This window comes from Oryzisolibacter propanilivorax (assembly GCF_900103645.1).
GTDB lineage: Bacteria > Pseudomonadota > Gammaproteobacteria > Burkholderiales > Burkholderiaceae_C > Melaminivora > Melaminivora propanilivorax.
On the sequence record NZ_FNHP01000002.1, the window covers coordinates 505,894 to 527,180 of the forward strand.

The window sequence follows — 21,287 nt, forward strand, 5'->3', positions numbered from 1 at the left end:
TCCCTCATGCCCGGTCCTTGCGCACGAACGCGCGCCGTCGGCGTTGTCCATGCTCGCCATGGCTGTGCTCGGCGCCTTGATGGCGCACGTTGGTGCGGCCCGCTCGGACACGCCGGATTCATTCACGGCTTCTGAGCCGGCGCAGCATGCCCATGCGCCCGTCCGGGCGCGGGCCCTGGCGTATCCTGCGCGATTGCCGTCCTGCCTTCCGAGGAGTTGTCATGAACGCCCCCCTGCCCACCGCCGCACTCGACCCCGTCCTGGCCCTGGAGCGTGTCTCGCGCGCCTGGGATGAGTCCATCGTGCGCGAACTCACCGACTACATCCGCATCCCCGCCAAGTCGCCCGGCTTCGCGCCCGACTGGCGCGAGCAGGGCCTGCTGGAGACGGTGCTGCGCAATGCCGCCAGCTGGATCGAGGCGCAGAAGGTGCCCGGCCTGACGCTGGAGATCGTGCGTCTGCCCGGGCGCACACCGGTGCTGTTGTTCGAGGTCGCCGCCACGCGCGCGCACAGCACGCAGACGGTGCTGATGTACGGCCACCTGGACAAGCAGCCCGAGTTCGACGGCTGGCGCGCCGACCTGGGGCCGTGGAGCCCGAAGTACGAGGACGGCAAGCTGTATGGCCGCGGCGGCGCCGACGACGGCTACGCGGCCTACGCCAGCATCGCCGCGGTGCAGGAACTGAAGCGCCAGGGCGTGGAGCACCCGCGCATCATCGGCCTGATCGAGACCTGCGAGGAAAGCGGCTCGGCCGACCTGCCGGCCTACATCGACGCGCTGCAGGACCGGCTGGGCGACGTGGCGCTGGTGATCTGCCTGGACTCGGGCGCCGGCAACTACGACCAGCTGTGGCTCACCACCAGCCTGCGCGGCATGGCCAGCGGCACGCTCAAGGTGCAGATCCTGACCGAGGGCGTGCACTCGGGCGATGCCTCCGGCCTGGTGCCGTCGTCGTTTCGCATCATGCGCCAGGTGCTCGACCGGCTGGAGGACTCCGCCACCGGCCGCCTGCTGCCGGCGAGCTTCCATTGCGCGGTGCCGCCCGAGCGCCTGGCCCAGGCGCGCGCCACCGCGGCCATCCTGGGCGACGAGGTCTGGCGGCGCTTTCCGTGGGCGCACGCCGACTGCGGCGGCAGCGGCCCGGTGTTCGCCCTGCCGACCACGCAGGACCCGGTGCAGGCCCTCATCCGCCGCACCTGGGAGCCGACGCTGTCGGTGACCGGCGCCGAAGGCCTGCCCGCGCTGCAGGATGCGGGCAACGTGCTGCGCCCCTACACCGCGTTCAAGCTCAGCCTGCGCCTGCCGCCGCTGGTCGATGCGGCCGCCAGCGTGCAGGAGCTGAAAGCTTTGCTGGAGGACAACGCACCCTACCAGGCGAAGGTGACGTTCGAGCACGGCGGCGCCGCCAGCGGCTGGAATGCGCCGGACATCGCGCCCTGGTTCGGCAGCGCGCTGGACGCCGCCAGCCAGGCGCACTTCGGCGCGCCCTGCGGCTTCATCGGCCAGGGCGGCACCATTCCGCTGATGAACATGCTCAGCCAGGGCTTTCCGAAGGCGCAGATGATGGTCTGCGGCGTGCTCGGCCCCAAGAGCAACGCGCACGGCCCGAACGAGTTCCTGCACGTGCCCTACGCCAAGCGCCTGACGGCGGCGGTGGCGCAGGTCGTGGCCGCCATGCCCTGACGCTCGGTTTCAGGTGTTTTAGGCCTGTAGCCCTTTATATACAAGGGCATGCAGCTGCATTTTCAATAGCAAAACATGCGGATTCTGTTGGCCGAGGACGAGCCCGAACTGGCGCGCTGGCTGGTCCAGGCGCTGGCCCAGTCGGGCCTGCAGGTGGACTGGCTGAACGACGGCCGGCTGGTGCTGCCGGCGCTGCGCGGCACGCGCTACGATGCGCTGGTGCTGGACCTGGGCCTGCCCGGGCGCGAGGGCCCCGAGGTGCTGGAGGGCCTGCGCGACGCCGGCCAGCAGCTGCCGGTGCTGATCCTCACCGCGCGCGACTCGCTCATGGGACGGGTGCACCTGCTGCGCGCCGGCGCCGACGACTTCCTGGCCAAGCCGTTCGAGCTGGCCGAACTCGAGGCGCGGCTGCTGGCGTTGGTGCGCCGCGCGCGCGGCACCGAGGCGCCGCGCTTCGCCTGCGGCCCGCTGGTCTGGGACCCCTTGAGCCAGCAACTGCTGCTGCGCCACCAGCCGATGAAGCTCACCGCGCGCGAGCACGCCCTGCTGCGCGCGCTGGTGCAGCACAGCGGCCAGCCGATGTCCAAGCGCGACCTGCTCGAGCGCGTGTTCGCCGACGAAGCCGACGTGCAGCCCGAGGCCGTCGAGGTGCTGGTGCACCGCCTGCGCAAGCGCCTGGAGGGTAGCGGCGTGCGCATCGCCACGCTGCGCGGGCTGGGCTACGTGCTGGAGCCGGACGCCGAGGCCGCCGCCGCACCGCCCGCCGCCGATGACCCCGCCGCCCCCTGACGCGCTGGCCGCAGCACCTGCCAGCGCGTCCCGCCGGCGCCTGCCCTGGACGCACTGGAGCCTGCGCCGCACGCTGCTGGCGGTGCTGCTGCCGGGGCTGCTGCTGGTCATGGGGCTGGAGCTGATGGTGAGCTGGCGCAACGACCTGTCGGCCGCCAACGCGGCCTTCGACCGCTCGCTGCTGGGCGCCATCAAGGCGATGGACGCCAACATCTCCACCGATTCCGGCGGGCTGTCGGTCGAGCTGCCCTACCGCACGCTGGAGTTCTTCGAGCTCACCGCCAGCGGCCAGGTGTTCTACCGCGTGGCCAGCAGCGACGGGCTGGTGGAGATCGGCGACTCCGGCCTGCCGCCGCCGCCGCTGCCGCTGGTGGACGGGCGCGCGCAGTTCCACGACGCCGCCTATTTCGGCGTGCCGGTGCGCGTGGGCTCGTACGCGCGCCGGCTGCCGCAGCCGCTGTCGCAGGGCTCGCACTCCGACCGGGTGCTGATCCAGGTGGCCGAGACGCTGCAAAGCCGCCAGGACTTCACGCGCCGGCTGCTGCTGGAGAACGTGGCGCGCGACGCGCTGCTGCTGCTGGCGGCGCTGGCGCTGGTCACGCTGGCGGTGCACGGCGCGCTGCGCCCGCTGTCGCGCCTGCGCGCCGAGGTGGCGGCGCGTGCCGCCGCCGACCTGACGCCCATCGACCCGCGGCGTGTTCCGAAAGACGTGCGCCCGCTGGTGCAGGCCATCAACACCCACATGCAGCGCTACCAGCAGGTGCTGGGCCAGCAGCGGCGCTTCATCGACGACGCCTCGCACCAGCTGCGCACGCCGCTGACCACGCTGGCCACACAGGTCGGCTTCGCGCTGCGCGAGGGCGACGCGGCGCGGCGCGAGGCGGCGCTGCTGGCCATCAAGGAGCAGGTGGACGGCGCCATCCGCCAGGCCAACCAAATGCTGGCGCTGGCGCGCGCCGACGCCGCGCCGCTGCCTGCCGCCGAAGCCGTGGACCTGACGGCGCTGGCCGAGGGCGTGGCGCGCCAGCTGTGGCCGCTGGCGCGCCAGCACGGCATCGACCTGGGGCTGGAGCCGCTGCCGGGCGCAGCGCCGGTCGATGCCGATGCGCCGCTGCCACCCGCCTGCGCGCCGGGCCACGCCGCGCTACTGCACGAGGCGCTGGCCAACCTGCTGCACAACGCCCTGCTGCAGGTGCCGCGCGGCGGCCGCGTCACGCTGCACGCCGGCGTGCGGAACGGCCAGGCGCTGCTGGTGGTGCGCGACGACGGGCCGGGCATGCCCCCCGAGGCGCGGGCCCGCGCCGGCGAGCGCTTCTTGCATGTTGAAGGCAGCGCGGCGCGCGGCAGCGGCCTGGGGCTGGCCATCGCCCAGGCCATCGTCCAGCGCCACGGCGGCGCGCTGCTGCTGGACGCGGCCCGGCCAGGCCAGCCGCGCCCGGGACTGGTGGCCACGCTGTGCTGGCCGGCGGACACGGGCGCCCTCCAGGAGACCCAGGGTTAACCCCGGGTTTTGCCGGCCCCGGTTGAAAGCCGGGCGAAAGCCGGCGTTTTCTACAGTGCCCACTCGCCCCGGTCCGCGCGCAGTCCGCGCCAGGACCCGACCGATGTCCCACCCTGGAGGAGACCCCATGAAGAACACCCTGCGCTGCGCCCTGGTGGCGGCCGCCCTGGCCCTGACCGGCACGCTGGCCGTCGCCGGCCCGCTGGACAAGCCCGAATGCATTGCCCCTGCCAAGCCCGGCGGCGGCTTCGATCTGACCTGCAAGCTGGCGCAGGGCGCACTGATGGACGGCAAGTACATCAGCGACCCGATGCGCGTGAGCTATATGCCCGGCGGCATCGGCGCCGTGGCGTACAACGCCATCGTCGCCCAGCGCCCGGCCGAGAACAACACCATCGTCGCCTTCTCGGGCGGCTCGCTGCTGAACCTGGCGCAGGGCAAATTCGGCCGCTACAGCGAGTCCGATGTGCGCTGGCTGGCCGCCATCGGCACCGACTACGGCGCGGTGATCGTGGCCGACAGCTCGCCCATCAAGTCCATCCCGGACCTGGTCGCGGCCATCAAGGCCAATCCGTCCAAGGTGGTGTTCGGCGCCGGCGGCAGCGTCGGCAGCCAGGACTGGATGAAGGCCGCGCTCACCGCGCGCGCCGCCGGGCTGGACCCCAAGGCCATGCGCTTCGTGGCCTTCGAGGGCGGCGGCGAGGCGCTCACCGCGCTGCAGGGCGGCCACGTGCAGGTCTACTCGGGCGACGCCTCGGAGGCCGAGGAGCAGATCAAGGCCGGCGCCAAGATCCGCGTGCTGGCGGTGATGGCCGACAAGCGCCTGGAGGGCAGCATGTCCGGCGTGCCCACGCTCAAGGAGCTGGGCTATGACGTGCAGTGGCCAATCATCCGCGGCTTCTACATGGGCCCGAAGGTCAGCGACGCCGACTTCAAGGTCTGGAGCGACACCTTCGCCAAGATGATGGCCACGCCCGGCTACGACAAGCTGCGCGCCGAGCGCGGCCTGTTCAAGTTCGCGCTCACCGGCCCCGAGCTGGACGCCTTCATCAAGGAGCGCATGGCCGCCTACCGCAAGCTGGCCAGCGACTTCGGCCTGCGCGTGACGCAGTAAGCCGGTCGTTTTCCAGCGAAACATGCCCCAGGCCCTTGCAGCGCAAGGGCCTTTTACTATCGAAACAAGAGCGAGGCAGACCATGTCCGATCGCATCCTGGGTGTGCTGGCACTGGCGCTGGCCATCGCCATGGCGTGGATGGCGCAGGCCTACCAGGCCGAGTTTTCCTATGAACCCGTGGGCCCGCGCGCCTTCCCGATGCTGCTGGCGGCGGTGCTGGCGCTGGCCGGCATGTGGCTGGCGGTGCGGCCGGGGCGCGCCGCCGACGGCCTGCGCTGGCGCCCGGCGCCGGCGCTGCTGCTGGTGATGGCGTCGATGCTGGTGTATGCCCTGCTGTTCCAGACGTTGGGCTTCGTGCTGGCGACCACGCTGATGGCGCTGCCCGTGGGCATGAGCTTCGGCGGCCGGCCGCTGCCCAGCCTGGGCGCCGGCGTGGGCCTGGGCCTGGGCCTGTACTTCCTGTTCGACAAACTGTTCGACGTGATCCTGCCGACCGGCGTGCTCGCGTTCATCCTGGGAGGCCGCTGACATGGGTGACACATTGCACCATCTGGGCGAGGGCTTCGGCGTCGCGCTCGCGCCGATCAACCTGCTGCTCGGCCTGATCGGCTCGTTCATCGGCACCGTGGTCGGCATGCTGCCGGGCCTGGGGCCGATCAACGGCGTGGCCATCCTGATGCCGCTGGCGTTCGCGCTGAAGCTGCCGCCGGAGTCGGCGCTGATCCTGCTCACCGCCGTGTACATCGGCTGCGAGTTCGGCGGGCGCATTTCCTCCATCCTGATCAACGTGCCGGGCGACGCCGGCGCCATCATGACCGCCGTCGACGGCTATCCGATGGCCGTCAAGGGCGAAGCCGGCGTGGCACTGTCGATCTCGGCCTGGTCGTCGTTCATCGGCTCGTTCGTCGCCTTCATCGGCATCGTGCTGGCCGCGCCGCTGCTGGCGCGCTGGGCGCTGGCGTTCGGGCCGGCCGAGTACTTCGCGCTGATGTGCTTCGCCTTCGCCTGCATCACCGGCCTGATGGGCGACGCGCCCATGAAGGCGGTGCTGGCGGCGGTGCTGGGCCTGTCGCTGTCCACCGTGGGCCTGGACAGCAACTCCGGCATCTACCGCTTCACGGGCGGCAGCGTGCACCTGTCTGACGGCATCCAGTTCGTGGTGGTCGTCATCGGCCTGTTCTCGGTCAGCGAGATCCTGCTGATGCTGGAGCAGCACCTGGTGGCCGCGCCGCGCATCCGCGCCATCGGCCGCAACATGTTCAACCGCGCCGAGATGGCGCTGACCTGGTGGGGCACGGTGCGCTCGTCGGTGCTGGGCTTCGTCGTCGGCGTGCTGCCCGGCGCCGGCGCGACGATCGCCAGCGCCATGGCCTACACGCTGGAAAAGCGCCTGGGCGACAAGGAAGGCACCTTCGGCAAGGGCGACATCCGCGGCGTGGCCGCGCCCGAGGCCGCCAACAACGCCTCGGCCAACGGCTCGTTCGTGCCCATGCTGACCCTGGGCGTGCCGGGCTCGGGCACCACCGCGGTGATGGTCGGCGCGCTGTCGCTGTACAACATCACGCCCGGCCCGGCGCTGTTCACCCAGCAGCCGACGCTGGTGTGGGGCCTGATCGCCTCGATGGCGGTGTGCAACGTGCTGCTGCTGGTGATGAACATCCCGATGATCGGCGTGTTCACGCGCATGCTGGCGCTGCCCAACTGGATCCTGGTGCCGGGCATCCTGGCGATCAGCGCGGTGGGGGTGTACGCCATCCACGCCACCACCTTCGACCTGGTGCTGATGGTCGTGCTGGGCATCGTCGGCTACCTGCTGCGCAAGGCCGGTGTGCCGATGGCGCCGCTGATCCTGGGCTTCGTGCTGGGCGACATGATGGAGCAGAACCTGCGCCGCGCCCTGTCCATCACCAACGGCGAGCTGGGCATCCTGGTGGAGAGCCCGATCGCCATCGGCCTGTGGATCGGCGTGGCCATCATGCTGCTGGTGCCGCCGCTGTACCGCCGGCTGACGCGCGGCCGCCGCGTGACCGCCGAGGTCGCCTCCGCCGACGACGCGCCCGCCGCGCGCTGACCTTCTCGATGGGGTTCGGCCGGCTGCGCGCCTGGGGCGCTCTCGCCCTGTGCAGTGCGCTGCTGGCCGCCGCGCTGCTGGCGCTGCATGTGCCGGCAGCGGTGCTGCTGGCGTGCATGCTCTGCGCCATCGCGCTGGCGCTGCGCGGCACGCAGCTGGCCCTGCCGCGGCGGCTGTTTGGCTGGGGCCAGGGCCTGCTGGGCTGCCTGATGGCGCAAAGCCTGCAGCCGCGCCACCTGGGGCCGCTGCTGCAGCGCTGGCCGCTGTTCCTGGCGGCCACGCTGGTGCTGATCGCCGCCAGCACGCTGCTCGGCTGGTGGCTGATGAAGCGCCGCGTCATGCCCGGCACCACCGCGCTGTGGGGCATGTCGCCCGGCGCCGCCTCGGCCATGGTGGTGCTGGCCGAGCACTACGGCGCCGACGCGCGCCTGGTGGCCGTCATGCAATACACCCGCGTGCTGCTGGTGACCCTGGCCGCCGCCGCCGTGGCGCGCCTGGCCGGCGGCGCGCATCCGCTGGCCAGCGCCGGCACCGACTGGTGGGCCGCGCCGGACGCCGCCGGCCTGCTGCTGACCGCCGCGCTGGTGCTGGGCGGCAGCTGGCTGGCGCGGCGCCTGCACATCGCCGGCGGCGCCATGGTGCTGCCACTGCTGGCGGCCACGCTGGCGCAGGCGCTGTGGGACGTGCAGCCGGCGCTGCCGCCGCTGTTGCTGCTGGCGGCCTACGCCGCCATCGGCTGGAGCGTCGGCCTGCGCTTCACCCGCGCCATTGCCCTGCACGCGCTGCGCGCACTGCCGCAGGTGCTGCTGTCCACGCTGGCCCTGATGCTGGCCGGCCTGGCCACCGGCGCGGCGCTGGTGTGGGGCGCCGGTGTGGCGCCGCTCAGCGCCTACCTGGCGACCAGCCCGGGCGGGGCCGACTCGATGGTGGTCATCGCCGCCACCAGCGCAGTGGACGCCAGCTTCGTCATGGCCATGCAGCTGGCACGCTTCCTGATCGTGCTGGCTGTGGGGCCGGGCATCACCCGGCGCCTGGCGCGCGCCAGCGGGGCGCAGCCGGCGCCGCCCCTATGATCCGGGCACGGCCGCTGACCGCCTCTTGAACCGCCGCGGCCGCCGGAACACCCGACCCCCCCGCGTCGTCGCGGATCCCCAGGAAGGCCAGCACGCCATGCCCCCAACAGCACCATGCCGCCGCCCACCGCACCCCCGCTGACCCTGCCCGACGGACGGGCGCTGGCACTGCACGACTGGCCGCTGGCGCCTGAACGGCGCCGCGCCACGGTGCTGCTGGTGCACGGCCTGGGCGAGCACGCCGGGCGCTATGACGCGCTGGCGCGGCGCCTGAACGGCTGGGGCCTGGGCGTGCGCGGCTACGACCAGCAGGGCCACGGCGCCTCGGGCGGCGCGCGCGGCAGCCTGCATGCCGAGGGCGGGCTGTACCAGGACCTGGCCTGCGTGCTGGACGCCACCCGCGCCGGCATGGCCGCGAACGAGCCGCTGGTGCTGCTGGGCCACAGCCTGGGCGGTTTGGTGGCGGCCGACCTGATGGCGCGCGGCCTGCGCCCGGTGAATGCGCTGGTGCTGTCATCGCCGGCGCTGGCCGTGCACACCAGCGCGCTGCAGCGCCTGCTGCTGGCCACGTTGCCACGCCTGCTGCCCGGCCTGCGCGTGGCCAACGGCCTGGACGCGCGCGGCCTGTCGCACGACGCGCAGGTGGTCGCCGCCTACCGCGCCGACCCGCTGTGCCACGACCGCATCAGCGCGCGGCTGGCGCGGTACGTGGCCACCGGCGGCGCGCCGGTACTGGCCGCGGCGCCCGGCTGGCGGGTGCCAACGCTGCTGCTGTGGGGCGAGGACGACCGCATCGTCGATCCCGGCGGCAGCCGCGCCTTCGCCGCGGCGGCGCCGGGGCACGTGGTCACGGCGCGCGGTTTTGCCGGGCTGCTGCACGAGGTCTTCAACGAGGCCGACGCCGAGCCGGTCATGGCGCAGCTGCATGCCTGGCTGGCGCTGCACCTGGGCGATTGCCCATGAAAAGTGCCCCTAGCCCTTGATCAGCAAGGGCTTTAAGCTATCCATTCGGGAGCATCGCCCGGCGCCCAGGCGATGCGGTTGCGCCCCTGGTGCTTGGCCGCGTAGAGCGCGGCGTCGGCGCGCTGCAGCACCGCGTCGACGCTCTCGTGCGGGCGCAGCCGCGCCACGCCGATGGACACCGTCAGGCGCACGCTGTTGCCGTCCGGCAGGCGCACCGGCGTGGCGGCGGCGGCCAGCACCCGCGCCAACATGCCCGCGCCGTCGTGCGGCACGACGCCCACCATGAGCAGCACGAACTCCTCGCCGCCCCAGCGGGCCAGCGTGTCGCCGGCGCGCAGGCAGCGGCTCACCTGGTGCGCGAAGCCCTGCAGCACGGCGTCGCCCCCGGCGTGGCCACAGGTGTCGTTGATGACCTTGAAGTGGTCCAGGTCCAGCTGGGCCACCAGCACCGGGCGCGCGTCGCGCCGTGCCTGTTCGCGCTGCGCGTGCAGCATCTCCAGCATGCAGCGCCGGTTGGGCAGGCCGGTGAGCTCGTCGCGCGTGGCCATCTCGCGCACCTGCTCCACGGCCAGCGCCAGCTGCACCTTCTGGCGATGCAGCTTGGCGCGGATGGCGTGCGCGCGCAGGATCAGGAAGGTGCTGCTGAGCAGCACCACGGCGGTCACGATCAGGTAGGCGCCGGCCAGCGGCCAGGGCGGGCCGCCCTCGGGCTGGCGCCACTGCACGCCGGCGATGGTCAGGCTGAACAGCACCAGGCTGTAGACCAGTACCGCCATCATCTGGCGCGGCGCCAGGCCGAACACGCCGAACATCAGGATCACCGCCACCAGCGGCAGCACCAGCCCGCGCGCCGGCAGCGCGATCACGTAGGCGGCGGCCACGCAGGTCATGGCCGCCAGGCACTGGAACAGGGTCAGCGCCGGGTCGCGCCAGCGCCGGCTGTAGCCGCTGCGGATCAGCGTATAGGCCAGCGCGAAGATGGCGCAGGCGGTCAGCGTCCACCAGTGCACCGCCTGCAGCGACGCCAGCCCGGCGCTGGCCGACAGGTACATGGCGGCGATGCCGCACAGCATCAGCAGCGCCGCCAGCAGGCACATGCCCAGGCGGATGCGCTGGTGGGGCTCGCGCGTCAGCAGCAGGTCCAGCACGCGCGCCTGCAGGCCGCGCGGCCCGGTGCCACGCACGTGCGCATCGGCGCTGCTGCCAGGGGATGACAGCGCCTGGGAATCGCAATGCCGCATCGCAAGACCAGAAAAAGGGGGAAGGACAAAAGCGCCACCGCCGGCAGCCGAGCCGCGAAGCCCGTGGCTGCAAAGCACATTCTGATACAAAATGCCCGCGCGTGTAGCGGGTCTTCCCTGTATCGCGCGGCAGCGGCGCATTGTGGGCTGGCACCCCCGCCCTGCCTGTAGGCGCGCGCCGCGCGCCCGGCGTTCAGCCCAGCAGCGCCAGCGCGGCCAGCGCCGCCGTCTCGGCGCGCAGCACGCGCGCGCCCAGGCTGGCGGGCGCGAAGCCGGCGGCCAGCGCCGCGTCTTCCTCGTGCGCGGCCAGCCCGCCCTCGGGGCCATGCAGCAGCCACACCGGCGCAGTGCCGGCAGCGGCCTCGGGCAGCGACCGACTGCCGGCGCGCAGCGACAGCACCAGGCGCAGTTCGTCCGCCGGCGGCGGCGCGGCGCGCAGCCAGTCGGCCAACGGCCGCGGCGCATGCACCGCGGGCACGCGGTTGCGCCCGCACTGCTCGCAGGCGGCTACGGCGATCGCCTGCCAGTGCGCCTGGCGGCGCTCGGCGCGCTCGCCGGCGAGCTTCAGCACGCTGCGCGCGGCGGCTACCGGCTGGATGCTGGCGGCGCCCAGCTCGGTGGCCTTTTCCACCAGCCAGTCCATGCGCTCGTTGGCCGGCATGCCGACGACCAGGTGCAGCGCGCGCGCCGCCTCGCGCTCGACGGCGTGGTGCGTGTCCACCTGCACCTCGACGTCGGAGCGGCCCATGCGCAGCACGCGGGCGTCCCACTCGCCGCCTGCGCCGTTGAACAGCGTCAGCGCGTCACCGGGCTGCAGGCGCAGCACCTGGACGTGGCGCGCGGCCGTGGCGGGCAGCGCCACCTGGGCGCCGGCGGCCAGGGGCAGAGGGCAGTGAAAGCGGGGCATTTGCTACTTTTTCGCTAGCTGTAGGCCTATGTCATGCAAGGGCTGGAGCCGTTTTTCATTCGAAACTGGTGCAGTGCCAGCCTACATCCGCCCGAACGCGTAGCCCATGGCGGCCTGCGTGCCCTCGATCTCGTCGACCAAGCGCAGCAGCGGCGCCAGTTCGCGGTAACGCCCGGCGGTCTGGCGGATGTAGCCGATGAAGCGCGGCGCGTCCCCAAGATAGCGCGGCTTGCCGTCGCGCAGCGTCAGGCGCGCGAAGATGCCGGCCACCTTCAGATGGCGCTGCAGCGCCATCCAGTCCACGGCGCGGTAGAACTCGCCGAAGTCCTGGCCGAAGCCGCTGGCGCTGCCCACGCCCAGCAGGCCGGCGCGGCGCGCTTTTTCCCAATAGCGCACGGTGATGTCGATGACGAATTCCTCGTCCCAGCTGATGAAGGCATCGCGCAGCAGGCTGGCGATGTCGTAGGTAATGGGGCCCAGCACCGCGTCCTGGAAGTCCAGCACCGCCAGGCGGCCATCCGTGCCCATCATCAGGTTGCGCATCATGAAGTCGCGGTGCACGAACACGCGCGGCGCGGCCAAGTTGTGCGCCACGATAGCGTCGAAAGTGCGCGCCAGCAGGGCCTGCTGGGCATCGGTCAACTGCACGCCGCGGTGGCGCGCGATGTACCAGTCCGGAAACAATTGCAACTCGCGCCGCAGCAGCGCCTCGTCGTAGGGCGGCAGGACGCCGTCCCGCGTGGCGCGCTGCCAGTCCAGCAGCACATCCACCGCCTGCAGGTACCAGGCCTGCGCGGCCTGGGGGTCGTCCTCGCGCAGGCGCTCGATCACCGTCTGGCGGCCCACGTCCTCGAGCAGCATGAAGCCCTGCGCCTCGTCCCAGGCCAGGATGTGCGGCACGCGCAGGCCGGCGTCCTGCATCAGCTGCTGCACGTGCACGAAGGGGCGGCAGTCTTCCTGCTGCGGCGGCGCGTCCATGACGATGCGCGTGCCGCCGCCCTGTGTGTCCAGCCGCAGGTAGCGGCGAAAGCTGGCGTCGCTGGAGGCCGGGCGCAGGCTGTCCGGCAGCAGGCCGTAGGCCGCGGCCAGCGGCGCCAGCCAGCGCGCGAAGGCCTGCGCGCGCCCCGCATCGGGCCAGGTAACAGGGCCGGTCGCCATCGCGGCCGGGGCGGGGGAGTGGGACAAGTCGCTCATGGATAATCCGATTTTAGGCAGCGCCCGTCGGGTGCTGGCCGTCCCGCCCGCCTTCCTCCGCTGCCGCTGCCCGACCCTGCCCCTCGTGCCGACTGACCCTCGCCCCCTGTCCCCGAAGCCCCTGCCGCCGCGCCGCGCCCTGGCCCGGCTGGCGGCGCTGATGCTGTGCGGCGTGCCGCTGGCCGTCCTGGCGCAGCCCGAAGCCGCCACCCCAGCGGCCCCCGCGTTGCGCGCCAGCCCGGCGCTGGCCGAAACGCTGCCCCAGGCGGTGCGCGCGCAGCAGCCGGTGTTCGTGCGCGGTGACCAGCTGTCGGGCCAGCCCGATGTGGAGGCGACCATCGAGGGCAACGCCGAGCTGCGCCGCGGCGACACCGTGGTGCATGCCGACCGCATGCACTACGACGTGGCCGCCGACCGCGCCCGCGCCAGCGGCAACGTACGCATCAACAACGCCGGCAACCGCTACCAGGGAACGCTGCTGGACCTGGAGGTGGACGCCTTCCATGGTTTCTTCAGCGATGCGCGCTACCGCTTCCTGGCCACCGGCGCGCACGGCGAGGCGTCGCGCGTGGACTTCATCGACCGCGACCACTCGGTGGTGCACGAGGCCACCTACACCACCTGCGAGCGCACCATTGAAGCCAGCTGGCGGCCCGACTGGGTGCTGCGCGCGCGCCGCATCGAGCTCGACCAGGTCGAGGACATCGGCCGCGCCGAGGCCGGCGTGCTGGAGTTCAAGGGCGTGCCCATCCTGCCGGTGCCGGCCATCACCTTCCCGCTGTCGGACAAGCGCAAGTCCGGCCTGCTGCCGCCCACCTTCGGCCTGGACAGCATCAGCGGCTTCGAATACGCCCAGCCGTACTACTGGAACATCGCGCCGAACCGCGATGCCACCATCACCCCGATGGCCATGACGCGCCGCGGTGTCTCGCTGGCCGGCGAGTTCCGCTACCTCGAGCCCACCTACAAGGGCGAGCTGGGCGCGCAGTACATGCCCAACGACCGCCTGCGCGAACGCGACCGCTGGGCCTGGCGCGCGCGCCACGACCAGCTGCTGGCCACGCCCGTGGGCGGGGTGGCGCTGGGGCTGAACATCCGGCGGGTGAGCGACGACGACTACTGGCGCGACTTCACCCAGCGCGGCAGCATCACCGCCATGGGCGGCGTGACCGGCCAACTGGCCGAGCGCCTACTGCCCGGCGAGGCCAGCCTGAACTGGGCTGGCGGCGCGCACAGCCTGTCGCTGCGCACGCTCCAATGGCAGACCCTGCAGGACCCGCTGGCGCCCATCATCCCGCCCTACGACCGCCTGCCCCAGCTGCACTGGCGCTATGCGCCCAACGCGCTGCCGCTCGGCCTGGACGCCAGCGTGGACGGCGACTACACGCACTTTTCCGCCGACCGGCGCTTCTATCGCCAGCCCAACGCGCGGCGCAGCTACGCGCTGGCGCAGGTCAGCCGGCCGTTCCTGGCGCCGGCTGGCTTCATCACGCCGCGGCTACAGCTGCACGCCACCAGCTACGAGTTCGACGGCCTGCTGGCCAATGGCCAGCGCTCGGCGCAGCGCGTGCTGCCCACCTTCAGCCTGGACAGCGGGCTGGTGTTCGAGCGCGACGCCAGCTTCTTCGGCCGGCGCTTCCTGCAGACGCTGGAGCCGCGCGCCTTCTACACCTACACCCCGTACCGCGACCAAAGCTACCTGCCGGTGTACGACACGGCGGCGACCGACTTCAACTTCGCCACCATCTACACCGAGAACGCCTTCGGTGGCAACGACCGCATCGCCGACAATAACCTGCTGACTCTGGGCGTGACCACCCGGCTGCTGGACGAAGACACCGGCGCCGAGGCGGCGCGCTTCGGCATCGCCCAGCGCCTGCGCTTTTCCGACCAGCTGGTGACCATGCCCGGCGCCGCGCCGGTCAGCGAACGGCTGTCGGACGTGCTGCTGGGCGCGGCGGTGAACTGGACGCCCCAGTGGGGCCTGGACAGCACGCTGCAGTACAACCCCAAGGACGGGCGCTCGCTGCGCACCACCATCGGCGCGCGCTACTCGCCCGGGCCGTACCGCACGGTGAGCGCCGCCTACCGCATGCAGAAGGTGACCGACCTGATCACCGAGCCCAGCAAGCAGCTGGACGTGGGCTGGCAGTGGCCGCTGGACGCCCTGTGGGGCGGCGGCGCGGCCCGTCCGGCCACCGGCGTGGCGCCCGGCAGCGGCGGGCGCTGGTACAGCGTCGGCCGGCTGAACTACAGCCTGCAGGACCGCAAGCTGGTGGACACCATCGTCGGCCTGGAATACGAGGCCTGCTGCTGGACCGGCCGAGTGGTGCTGGAGCGGCTGCAGCGCAGCGTCGAATCCTCCAGCACGCGCGTCATGGTGCAGCTGGAGTTCCTCGGCTTCTCGCGCCTGTCGCTGGGTGCCAACCCGCTGGCCACGCTGCGCCAGCACGTGCCGCGCTACACCCCCCTGGGCCGGGACGCGCCGGTGCCCAGCCGCTTCTCCCAGTACGATTGACGGCTCGCCTTTTCCTGCCCCCTTGCCGCGGCTGCCCGGCGCAGCCGCCCTCGCACCCCTTGCACCGAACGCCATGACCTTTCGCGCCCTGACCCTGAGCCTGGCCTGCCTGTCCGCCCTGGCCCTGTCCGCACCGGCGCCGGCCCAGGGCCTGCGCACGCCCGGCGGCAGCGCCGCGCGCCTGCCGGCGACCCTCCTGCCGCCCGCTGGCACCGGCAGCGCCGCCGCGGCCGCCGGCACCGCGCCACGCCAGGCCGACTACATCGTCGCCGTGGTCAATTCCGAGCCCATCACCAACAACGAGGTGCGCCAGCGCGCCGCCCGCCTGCAGCAGCAGCTGGCCGCGCAGAACGTCGCGGCACCGCCGCGCGACGTGCTGGCGCGCGAGGCGCTGGAGCGCCTGGTCATGGAGCGCGTACAGGTGCAGCTGGCGCGCGAGAGCGGCATCAAGGTCGACGACTGGGCGCTGAACCAGGCCGAGCAGACAGTGGCGCGGCAAAACGACGTCAGCGTCGAGGAGATGCACCGCCGTCTGGCGGCCGACGGCGTCAGCCCCGAGCGCTTCCGCGAGGAACTGCGCCAGCAGCTGCTGGCGCTGCGCGTGCGCGAGCGCGACGTGGAGGCGCGCGTGCGCGTGTCCGACCTGGACGTGGACCAGTACCTGCGCGAGCAGCAGCAGGCCGCCGGCGGCGGCCGGCTGGAGCTGAACCTGGCGCACATTTTCGTGCGCGTGCCCGAGAGCGCCACGCCGGTGCAGGCCGCCGAGCGCGAGAAGCGCGCCCAGGAGATCCGCGCGCAGATCAACGCCGGCGGCGATTTCGCCCAGCTGGCGCGCGAGTATTCCGACGCGCCCGAGGGCGCCAGCGGCGGCGAGCTGGGCCTGCGCCCGGCCGAGCGCTACCCGGACCTGTTCGTCAGCGCGACGCAGAGCGCGCCGGTGGGCGGCGTGGTCGGGCCGGTGCGCTCGCCCGCCGGCTACCACATCCTGAAGGTGGTGGACCGCAGCCGCGCCGGCGTGGTCGCCGCCACCGCCGTCGAGAGCCACGCGCGCCACATCCTGCTGCGCGTGCAGCCTGGCACCACCGAGGCGCAGGCCGCCGAGCGTCTGGAAGAGCTGCGCCAGCGCGTAGTGCAGGGCGGCGCCGACTTCGCCCAGCTGGCGCGCGAGTTCTCGCAGGACGGCAGCGCCAAGGACGGCGGCGACCTGGGGTGGGCGCTGCCCGGGCGCTTCGTGCCCGAGTTCGAGCAGACCCTGAATGGCCTGGCGCCCGGCGAGGTCAGCCAGCCGGTGGCCACGCGCTTCGGCGTGCATCTGATCCAGCTGCTGGGCCGGCGCGAGGTGAAGCTGAACCAGCGCCAGCAGCGCGACATGGTGCGCGAGGCAGTGCGCGAGAAGAAGCTCGACGAGGCCTTCAGCAACTGGCTGCGCGACGCGCGCGCGCGCGCCTACGTCGAGTACCGCGACGCGCCGCAGCTGTAATGGCCCACCCGAAACCGCACGTCGCGCGCAAGCGCTTCGGCCAGCACTTCCTGTCCGACCCCGGCATCATCGACGCCATCGTGCGCGCCATTGCGCCGCGCCCGGGCCAGCCCATGGTGGAGATCGGCCCCGGCCTGGCGGCGCTGACCCAGCCGCTGGTCGAGCGCCTGGGCCAGCTGACGGTGATCGAGCTGGACCGCGACCTGGCCGCGCGACTGCGCCAGCACCCGCAGCTGCGGGTCATCGAGTCCGACGTTTTGAGAGTCGATTTCGCCCAGGTGGCGCAAGGGTTGGATGCTCCCAAAATCAGAGTAGTGGGCAACCTGCCCTACAACATCTCCACCCCCATCCTGTTCCACCTGCTGGAGCATGTGCAGGCCATCGAAGACCAGCACTTCATGCTGCAAAAGGAGGTCATCGACCGCATGGTGGCGCGCCCCGCCACCGCCGCCTACGGCCGGCTGTCGGTGATGCTGCAGTGGCGCTACGAGATGGAGAACGTGCTGTTCGTGCCGCCCGAGGCCTTCGAGCCGCCGCCGCGCGTGGACAGCGCCGTGGTGCGCATGCTGCCGCTGGCCGAGCCGCCGCAGGTGGACGTGGCGCTGCTGTCCGAACTGGTGCAAGTCGCCTTCAGCCAGCGCCGCAAGCTGCTGCGCCACGCCCTGGGCCCCTGGCTGGCCGGCCGTGGCTACGCCGGTGCCTTCGACCTGCAGCGCCGCGCCGAGGAAGTGCCCGTGGCCGAATACGTCGCCCTGGCGCAGGGTTGCTCCTGAAACAATAGCTGCAGACCTATGTAAAACATAGGCCAAGGGCTGTTTTTGCTAAAAATTGTGCGCTCCATCAAAAGCAGCGCAAGGCTCTGCCAGCAGACGCCGTGGATCTGGCTCCGCCAGTCCACCAGCGTCGTCCCCCTTCCAAGCGAAGCGCCAGGGAAGGGGGAAGCGCCAGGGAAGGGGGAAGCGGCGCAGCCGCTCAGGGGGATGTACCTAGCCCTTCAGGGGGATGTCCCTGTCAAGCCGCCGCCAGCCAATAGCCGGTATTGAAGGGGCTGCTCATGCGCAGCGCCAGCGGCGAGACGTCCGACAGCACGTCCGTCGGCAGGCCCTGGGCCTGGGCTGCCGCGGCGATCTCGATGTGCATGGCCTGGTGCGGGGTGCCCTGCGGCGCCTCGCTGGCCCGTTCCACTTGGCCGGTGGATGCGGAACGGGCTACAGAAAAGAATAGAAACAGCGGAAGGCGATCTTGCGCTCGGCCCAGTAGTCGGCCGCTTCGCGGAACACGTCCAGCAGCTGTTCGCGCACTTCCTTGTCGAACTTCGGCGTGACCGGGATCTGCTCGAGCACCACCACGAAGCCCGGCTGCGGGCCGCACTTGTGCAGCGGGTCGGTCAGGCAGTCATACAGCGCGTCGAAGTTCTTGCCAAAGTGCGCCGGGAAGGTGAACTGCAGCGCGATCAGCTCCAGGATGTCCTGGCGCGTCTGCGCGTGCGCCAGGTTGGCATACAGGAAGTGGTGGCCCAGAACGCGCGCGCTTTCCTGCAACTCGTGCGCGCTGTAGGCGCGGATCGACTGCACGATGTTCGGGCGCACTCCACGCAGCAGGGCGTCCTGGTCCTTGCGAGGTGGCGATTGCATCTGCGTTGCTCTTTCTTTCTAGGTTCAAAAAACGATGGTCGCCGCCGCTGCGGGCCGGCGGGCGCCGCAGGCGGCGCGGGTTTCGGACAGGGGCCGCAGGCGCGCGGGACGTGGCAGGCCGGACACGGCGGATGCGGTCACGGCGCTATTTCCCGGAAGCTGGCGTAGTGGTCGCTGGTGTAGTAGCAGACCTCGGGCGTGCGCGGCAGCGCGCCGCCGCAGACGATGCGTCGCGCCCCGCGGTGCCGCACGCCCGGCGTGCGCACCGTATATTCGCGCCAATAGCCACGGCGCTGCGCCGGCAGCAGCCGCTCGCGGTTGCCGAACACCGCGCCATCCTTGTCGTGCGGGAAGGGGCCGCCGGCATGGATCAGCGCATAGGTGGCGCGGCCCTGGGTGGGCAGCTCGGCGAGGGCGATGGGAGCGCTGGCGGCAGCAGGCGCGGACAGCGGGGGGGACGGCAGACGCGCGCTCGACACGGCCGGCGCCAGCAGGACCGCGGCACCCACAGCACACGCCACAAACGCCTTGCGCACCGCAAGGGCACCGGCCTTGAACATCCACGATACCTTTCCAAAACCCCGGGTTAACCCGAAATTTCGAGGCGCAAGTGTGACAAAAAGGGCCGACAAAGGCAAGCATCTGCCCATATTTTGGGCAGATGCCTGTTGTCTTCACGCCCTCTGGCGTGCGTGCGCGGCGGCTTTCGGTCAGCGCACGGTGTTGGCGTCGGCCACCGTCAGCGCGGTCATGTTGACGATGCGGCGCACCGTGGCACTGGGGGTCAGCACCTGCACCGGCGCGGCCGCGCCCAGCAGCATCGGGCCGATGGCGATGCCGCCGCCGGCGGCAGTTTTCAGCAGGTTGTAGGAGATGTTGGCCGCGTCGATGTTGGGCATGACCAGCAGGTTGGCGCTGCCCGACAGCGTGCCGTGCGGCATCAGCTGCAGGCGCTCCCTTTCGTCCAGCGCCACGTCGCCGTGCATCTCGCCGTCCACCTCCAGCCAGGGCGCCTGCTCGCGCAGCAGCGCCAGCGTGCGGCGCATCTTCACCGCGCTGTCGTGGTTGCTTGAGCCGAAGTTGGAGTGCGACAGCAGCGCCGCCTTGGGCTTGATGCCGAAGCGCATGATCTCCTCGGCCGCCATGACGGTGATCTCGGCCAGCTGCTCGGGCGTAGGGTCGTAGTTGACGTGCGTGTCGACGATGAACACCTGGCGGCCGGGCAGCAGCAGCGCGTTCATGGCGGCGTAGGTGGTGGCGCCGGCGCGCTTGCCGATGACCTGGTCGATGTACTGCAGGTGGTGCTGCGTGGTGCCCCAGGTGCCGCAGATCAGTCCGTCCACCTCGCCCTTGTGCAGCAGCATTGAGCCGATCAGCGTCAGGCGCCGGCGCATTTCGATCTTGGCGATCGGCACCGTGATGCCCTTGCGCTCGGTCATGCGGTGGTAGCTCTGCCAGAAGTCGCGGTAGCGGTGGTCGTCCTCGACGTTGACGACGTCGTAATCCGCGCCTTCCTTCAGGCGCAGACCGAACTTCTCGACGCGCTGGGCAATGATCGCCGGGCGGCCGATCAGCGTCGGGCGCGCCACGCGCTCGTCCACCAGGATCTGCGCGGCGCGCAGGATGCGCTCCTCCTCGCCCTCGGAGAACGCGATGCGCTTGGCCGTGGCCTGCTTGGCGGTCATGAAGATCGGCTTCATGATGTTGCCGGACGCATAGACGAAGGTCTGCAGGTGGTCGCGGTAGGCGTCCATGTCGGCGATCGGGCGCTGGGCCACGCCCGAGTCCGCCGCCGCCTGCGCCACCGCCGGCGCGATCTTCATCATCAGCCGCGGATCGAACGGCTTGGGGATCAGGTACTCACGCCCGAACGCCAGCGGCTCGCCCACGTAGGCCGCGGCCACCACCTCGCTCTGCTCGGCCTGGGCGAGTTCCGCGATGGCATGGACCGCGGCGATCTCCATCTCGGTGGTGATGGTGGTGGCGCCGCAGTCCAGCGCGCCGCGGAAGATGTAGGGGAAGCACAGGACGTTGTTGACCTGGTTCGGGTAGTCGGTGCGGCCGGTGGCGATGATGGCGTCGCCGCGCACTTCCTGCACGTCCTCGGGGGCGATCTCGGGGTTGGGGTTGGCCAGCGCGAAGATCAGCGGGTTGGCGGCCATCTGGGCCACCATGTCCTTTTTCAGCACGCCGCCGGCCGACAGGCCCAGGAACACGTCCGCGCCCTCGATGACCTGGGTCAGCGTGCGCTGGTCGGTCACCTGCGCGAACTGCGCCTTGTCCTCGTCCATCAGTTCAGTGCGGCCCTGGTACACCACGCCGGCGATGTCGGTCACCCAGATGTTGCCGCGCGGCAGGCCCAGCTTGACCAGCAGGCCCAGGCAGGCCAGGGCTGCGGCCCCCGCGCCGGACGCAACCAGCTTGACCTGGGCAATGTCCTTGCCCGCGACTTTGAGGCCGTTCAGGATGGCCGCGCCGACGACGATGGCCGTGCCGTGCTGGTCGTCGTGGAAGACCGGGATCTTCATGCGCTCGCGCAGCTTGCGCTCAACGTAGAAGCAGTCCGGCGCCTTGATGTCTTCCAGGTTGATGCCGCCAAAAGTGGGCTCCAGCGCGGCGATGATCTCGACCAGCTTCTCCGGGTCCTTCTCGTCGATCTCGATGTCGAACACGTCGATGCCGGAGAACTTCTTGAACAGCACCCCCTTGCCTTCCATGACCGGCTTGCCGGCCAGCGGGCCGATGTCGCCCAGGCCCAGCACGGCGGTGCCGTTGGTGACCACGCCGACCAGGTTGCCGCGCGCGGTGTAGCGGAAGGCGGCGGCCGGGTCCTTGACGATCTCCTCGCACGGCGCGGCCACGCCCGGCGAGTAGGCCAGCGCCAGGTCGTGCTGGTTGCTCATCTGCTTGGTCGCGGCGATGGCGATCTTGCCGGGCTGCGGGAACTCGTGGTATTCCAGCGCGGCGCGTCGCAGCAGGGCGCGCTTGTCGGTGGGGGCGGGGGTAGGCGTGGCGGGGGTGTCGGGCATGCGGGCTCCAGCTTTTGTCAAACGTGGCCGCGCCTACAACGAAATTGGGCCGTTGCAGGACGCACAGGGGGCTGTCCGATTGTAGGA

At 71.6% G+C, this 21,287-nt stretch carries 18 protein-coding genes; 11 read left to right on the forward strand and 7 right to left on the reverse strand.

What is annotated here, in order from left to right; translation table 11 throughout:
* Positions 1-221: 221 nt before the first annotated feature.
* The 8 genes from BLQ61_RS05030 to BLQ61_RS05065 all read left to right on the forward strand — a co-directional run bounded on the left by BLQ61_RS05030 (position 222) and on the right by BLQ61_RS05065 (position 9,197).
* The gene (locus tag BLQ61_RS05030) at positions 222-1,685 is read left to right on the forward strand and encodes a M20 family metallopeptidase (protein ID WP_091567304.1); all 1,464 of its coding nucleotides are present in this window, start codon (positions 222-224) and stop codon (positions 1,683-1,685) included.
* 75 nt (positions 1,686-1,760) lie between these two features.
* Positions 1,761-2,474 (forward strand): response regulator, encoded by a 714-nt coding sequence (locus BLQ61_RS05035; RefSeq protein ID WP_091567307.1) that lies wholly within the window; start codon positions 1,761-1,763, stop codon positions 2,472-2,474.
* Positions 2,455-3,975, forward strand: a complete 1,521-nt coding sequence (locus tag BLQ61_RS05040; protein ID WP_091567310.1) for a sensor histidine kinase — start codon at positions 2,455-2,457, stop codon at positions 3,973-3,975. The genes BLQ61_RS05035 and BLQ61_RS05040 overlap by 20 nt, the downstream gene beginning before the upstream one ends.
* A gap of 127 nt (positions 3,976-4,102) precedes the next feature.
* Complete coding sequence (locus BLQ61_RS05045; protein WP_091567313.1) at positions 4,103-5,089, forward strand: Bug family tripartite tricarboxylate transporter substrate binding protein; 987 nt, start codon at positions 4,103-4,105, stop codon at positions 5,087-5,089.
* A gap of 82 nt (positions 5,090-5,171) precedes the next feature.
* Positions 5,172-5,618: a tripartite tricarboxylate transporter TctB family protein gene (locus BLQ61_RS05050; RefSeq protein WP_091567317.1), complete on the forward strand. Its 447-nt coding sequence runs from the start codon at positions 5,172-5,174 to the stop codon at positions 5,616-5,618.
* 1 nt (position 5,619) lies between these two features.
* Positions 5,620-7,161 carry a tripartite tricarboxylate transporter permease gene (locus BLQ61_RS05055; RefSeq protein ID WP_091567320.1) on the forward strand — a complete coding sequence of 514 codons (1,542 nt, stop codon included), beginning with the start codon at positions 5,620-5,622 and terminating at the stop codon, positions 7,159-7,161.
* An 8-nt stretch (positions 7,162-7,169) separates the two neighbouring features.
* On the forward strand, positions 7,170-8,234 hold the full coding sequence (locus BLQ61_RS05060; RefSeq protein WP_091567323.1) for an AbrB family transcriptional regulator: 1,065 nt from the start codon (positions 7,170-7,172) through the stop codon (positions 8,232-8,234).
* Positions 8,235-8,348: 114 nt separating this feature from the next.
* Positions 8,349-9,197 (forward strand): alpha/beta hydrolase, encoded by an 849-nt coding sequence (locus tag BLQ61_RS05065; RefSeq protein WP_091567325.1) that lies wholly within the window; start codon positions 8,349-8,351, stop codon positions 9,195-9,197.
* Positions 9,198-9,229: 32 nt separating this feature from the next.
* Here the strand turns inward: BLQ61_RS05065 and BLQ61_RS05070 are convergent, their stop codons facing one another.
* The 3 genes from BLQ61_RS05070 to BLQ61_RS05080 all read right to left on the reverse strand — a co-directional run bounded on the left by BLQ61_RS05070 (position 9,230) and on the right by BLQ61_RS05080 (position 12,530).
* The gene (locus BLQ61_RS05070) at positions 9,230-10,438 is read right to left on the reverse strand and encodes a GGDEF domain-containing protein (protein ID WP_245703841.1); all 1,209 of its coding nucleotides are present in this window, start codon (positions 10,436-10,438) and stop codon (positions 9,230-9,232) included.
* A gap of 193 nt (positions 10,439-10,631) precedes the next feature.
* Positions 10,632-11,345 carry a 16S rRNA (uracil(1498)-N(3))-methyltransferase gene (locus tag BLQ61_RS05075; protein WP_091567327.1) on the reverse strand — a complete coding sequence of 238 codons (714 nt, stop codon included), beginning with the start codon at positions 11,343-11,345 and terminating at the stop codon, positions 10,632-10,634.
* Between the two features lie 81 nt (positions 11,346-11,426).
* On the reverse strand, positions 11,427-12,530 hold the full coding sequence (locus BLQ61_RS05080; RefSeq protein WP_425415607.1) for an aminoglycoside phosphotransferase family protein: 1,104 nt from the start codon (positions 12,528-12,530) through the stop codon (positions 11,427-11,429).
* Positions 12,531-12,699: 169 nt separating this feature from the next.
* Between BLQ61_RS05080 and BLQ61_RS05085 the strand changes: the two genes are divergently transcribed.
* The 3 genes from BLQ61_RS05085 to rsmA all read left to right on the forward strand — a co-directional run bounded on the left by BLQ61_RS05085 (position 12,700) and on the right by rsmA (position 17,310).
* Complete coding sequence (locus BLQ61_RS05085; protein WP_091567544.1) at positions 12,700-15,057, forward strand: LPS-assembly protein LptD; 2,358 nt, start codon at positions 12,700-12,702, stop codon at positions 15,055-15,057.
* Positions 15,058-15,130: 73 nt separating this feature from the next.
* Positions 15,131-16,537: a peptidylprolyl isomerase gene (locus BLQ61_RS05090; protein WP_091567331.1), complete on the forward strand. Its 1,407-nt coding sequence runs from the start codon at positions 15,131-15,133 to the stop codon at positions 16,535-16,537.
* Positions 16,537-17,310 carry a 16S rRNA (adenine(1518)-N(6)/adenine(1519)-N(6))-dimethyltransferase RsmA gene (gene rsmA / locus BLQ61_RS05095; RefSeq protein WP_091567333.1) on the forward strand — a complete coding sequence of 258 codons (774 nt, stop codon included), beginning with the start codon at positions 16,537-16,539 and terminating at the stop codon, positions 17,308-17,310. Before BLQ61_RS05090 ends, rsmA begins: the two co-directional genes overlap by 1 nt.
* Positions 17,311-17,548: 238 nt before the next feature.
* Here the strand turns inward: rsmA and BLQ61_RS17325 are convergent, their stop codons facing one another.
* From BLQ61_RS17325 to BLQ61_RS05110, 4 genes are all read right to left on the reverse strand, one after another.
* The gene (locus BLQ61_RS17325; RefSeq protein WP_175488201.1) at positions 17,549-17,722 is read right to left on the reverse strand and encodes a hypothetical protein; all 174 of its coding nucleotides are present in this window, start codon (positions 17,720-17,722) and stop codon (positions 17,549-17,551) included.
* A gap of 23 nt (positions 17,723-17,745) precedes the next feature.
* The gene (locus BLQ61_RS05100) at positions 17,746-18,171 is read right to left on the reverse strand and encodes a barstar family protein (RefSeq protein ID WP_091567335.1); all 426 of its coding nucleotides are present in this window, start codon (positions 18,169-18,171) and stop codon (positions 17,746-17,748) included.
* 137 nt (positions 18,172-18,308) lie between these two features.
* On the reverse strand, positions 18,309-18,731 hold the full coding sequence (locus BLQ61_RS05105) for a guanyl-specific ribonuclease (RefSeq protein ID WP_091567337.1): 423 nt from the start codon (positions 18,729-18,731) through the stop codon (positions 18,309-18,311).
* Positions 18,732-18,881: 150 nt separating this feature from the next.
* On the reverse strand, positions 18,882-21,200 hold the full coding sequence (locus BLQ61_RS05110) for an NADP-dependent malic enzyme (protein ID WP_091567339.1): 2,319 nt from the start codon (positions 21,198-21,200) through the stop codon (positions 18,882-18,884).
* Positions 21,201-21,287 lie beyond the last annotated feature (87 nt).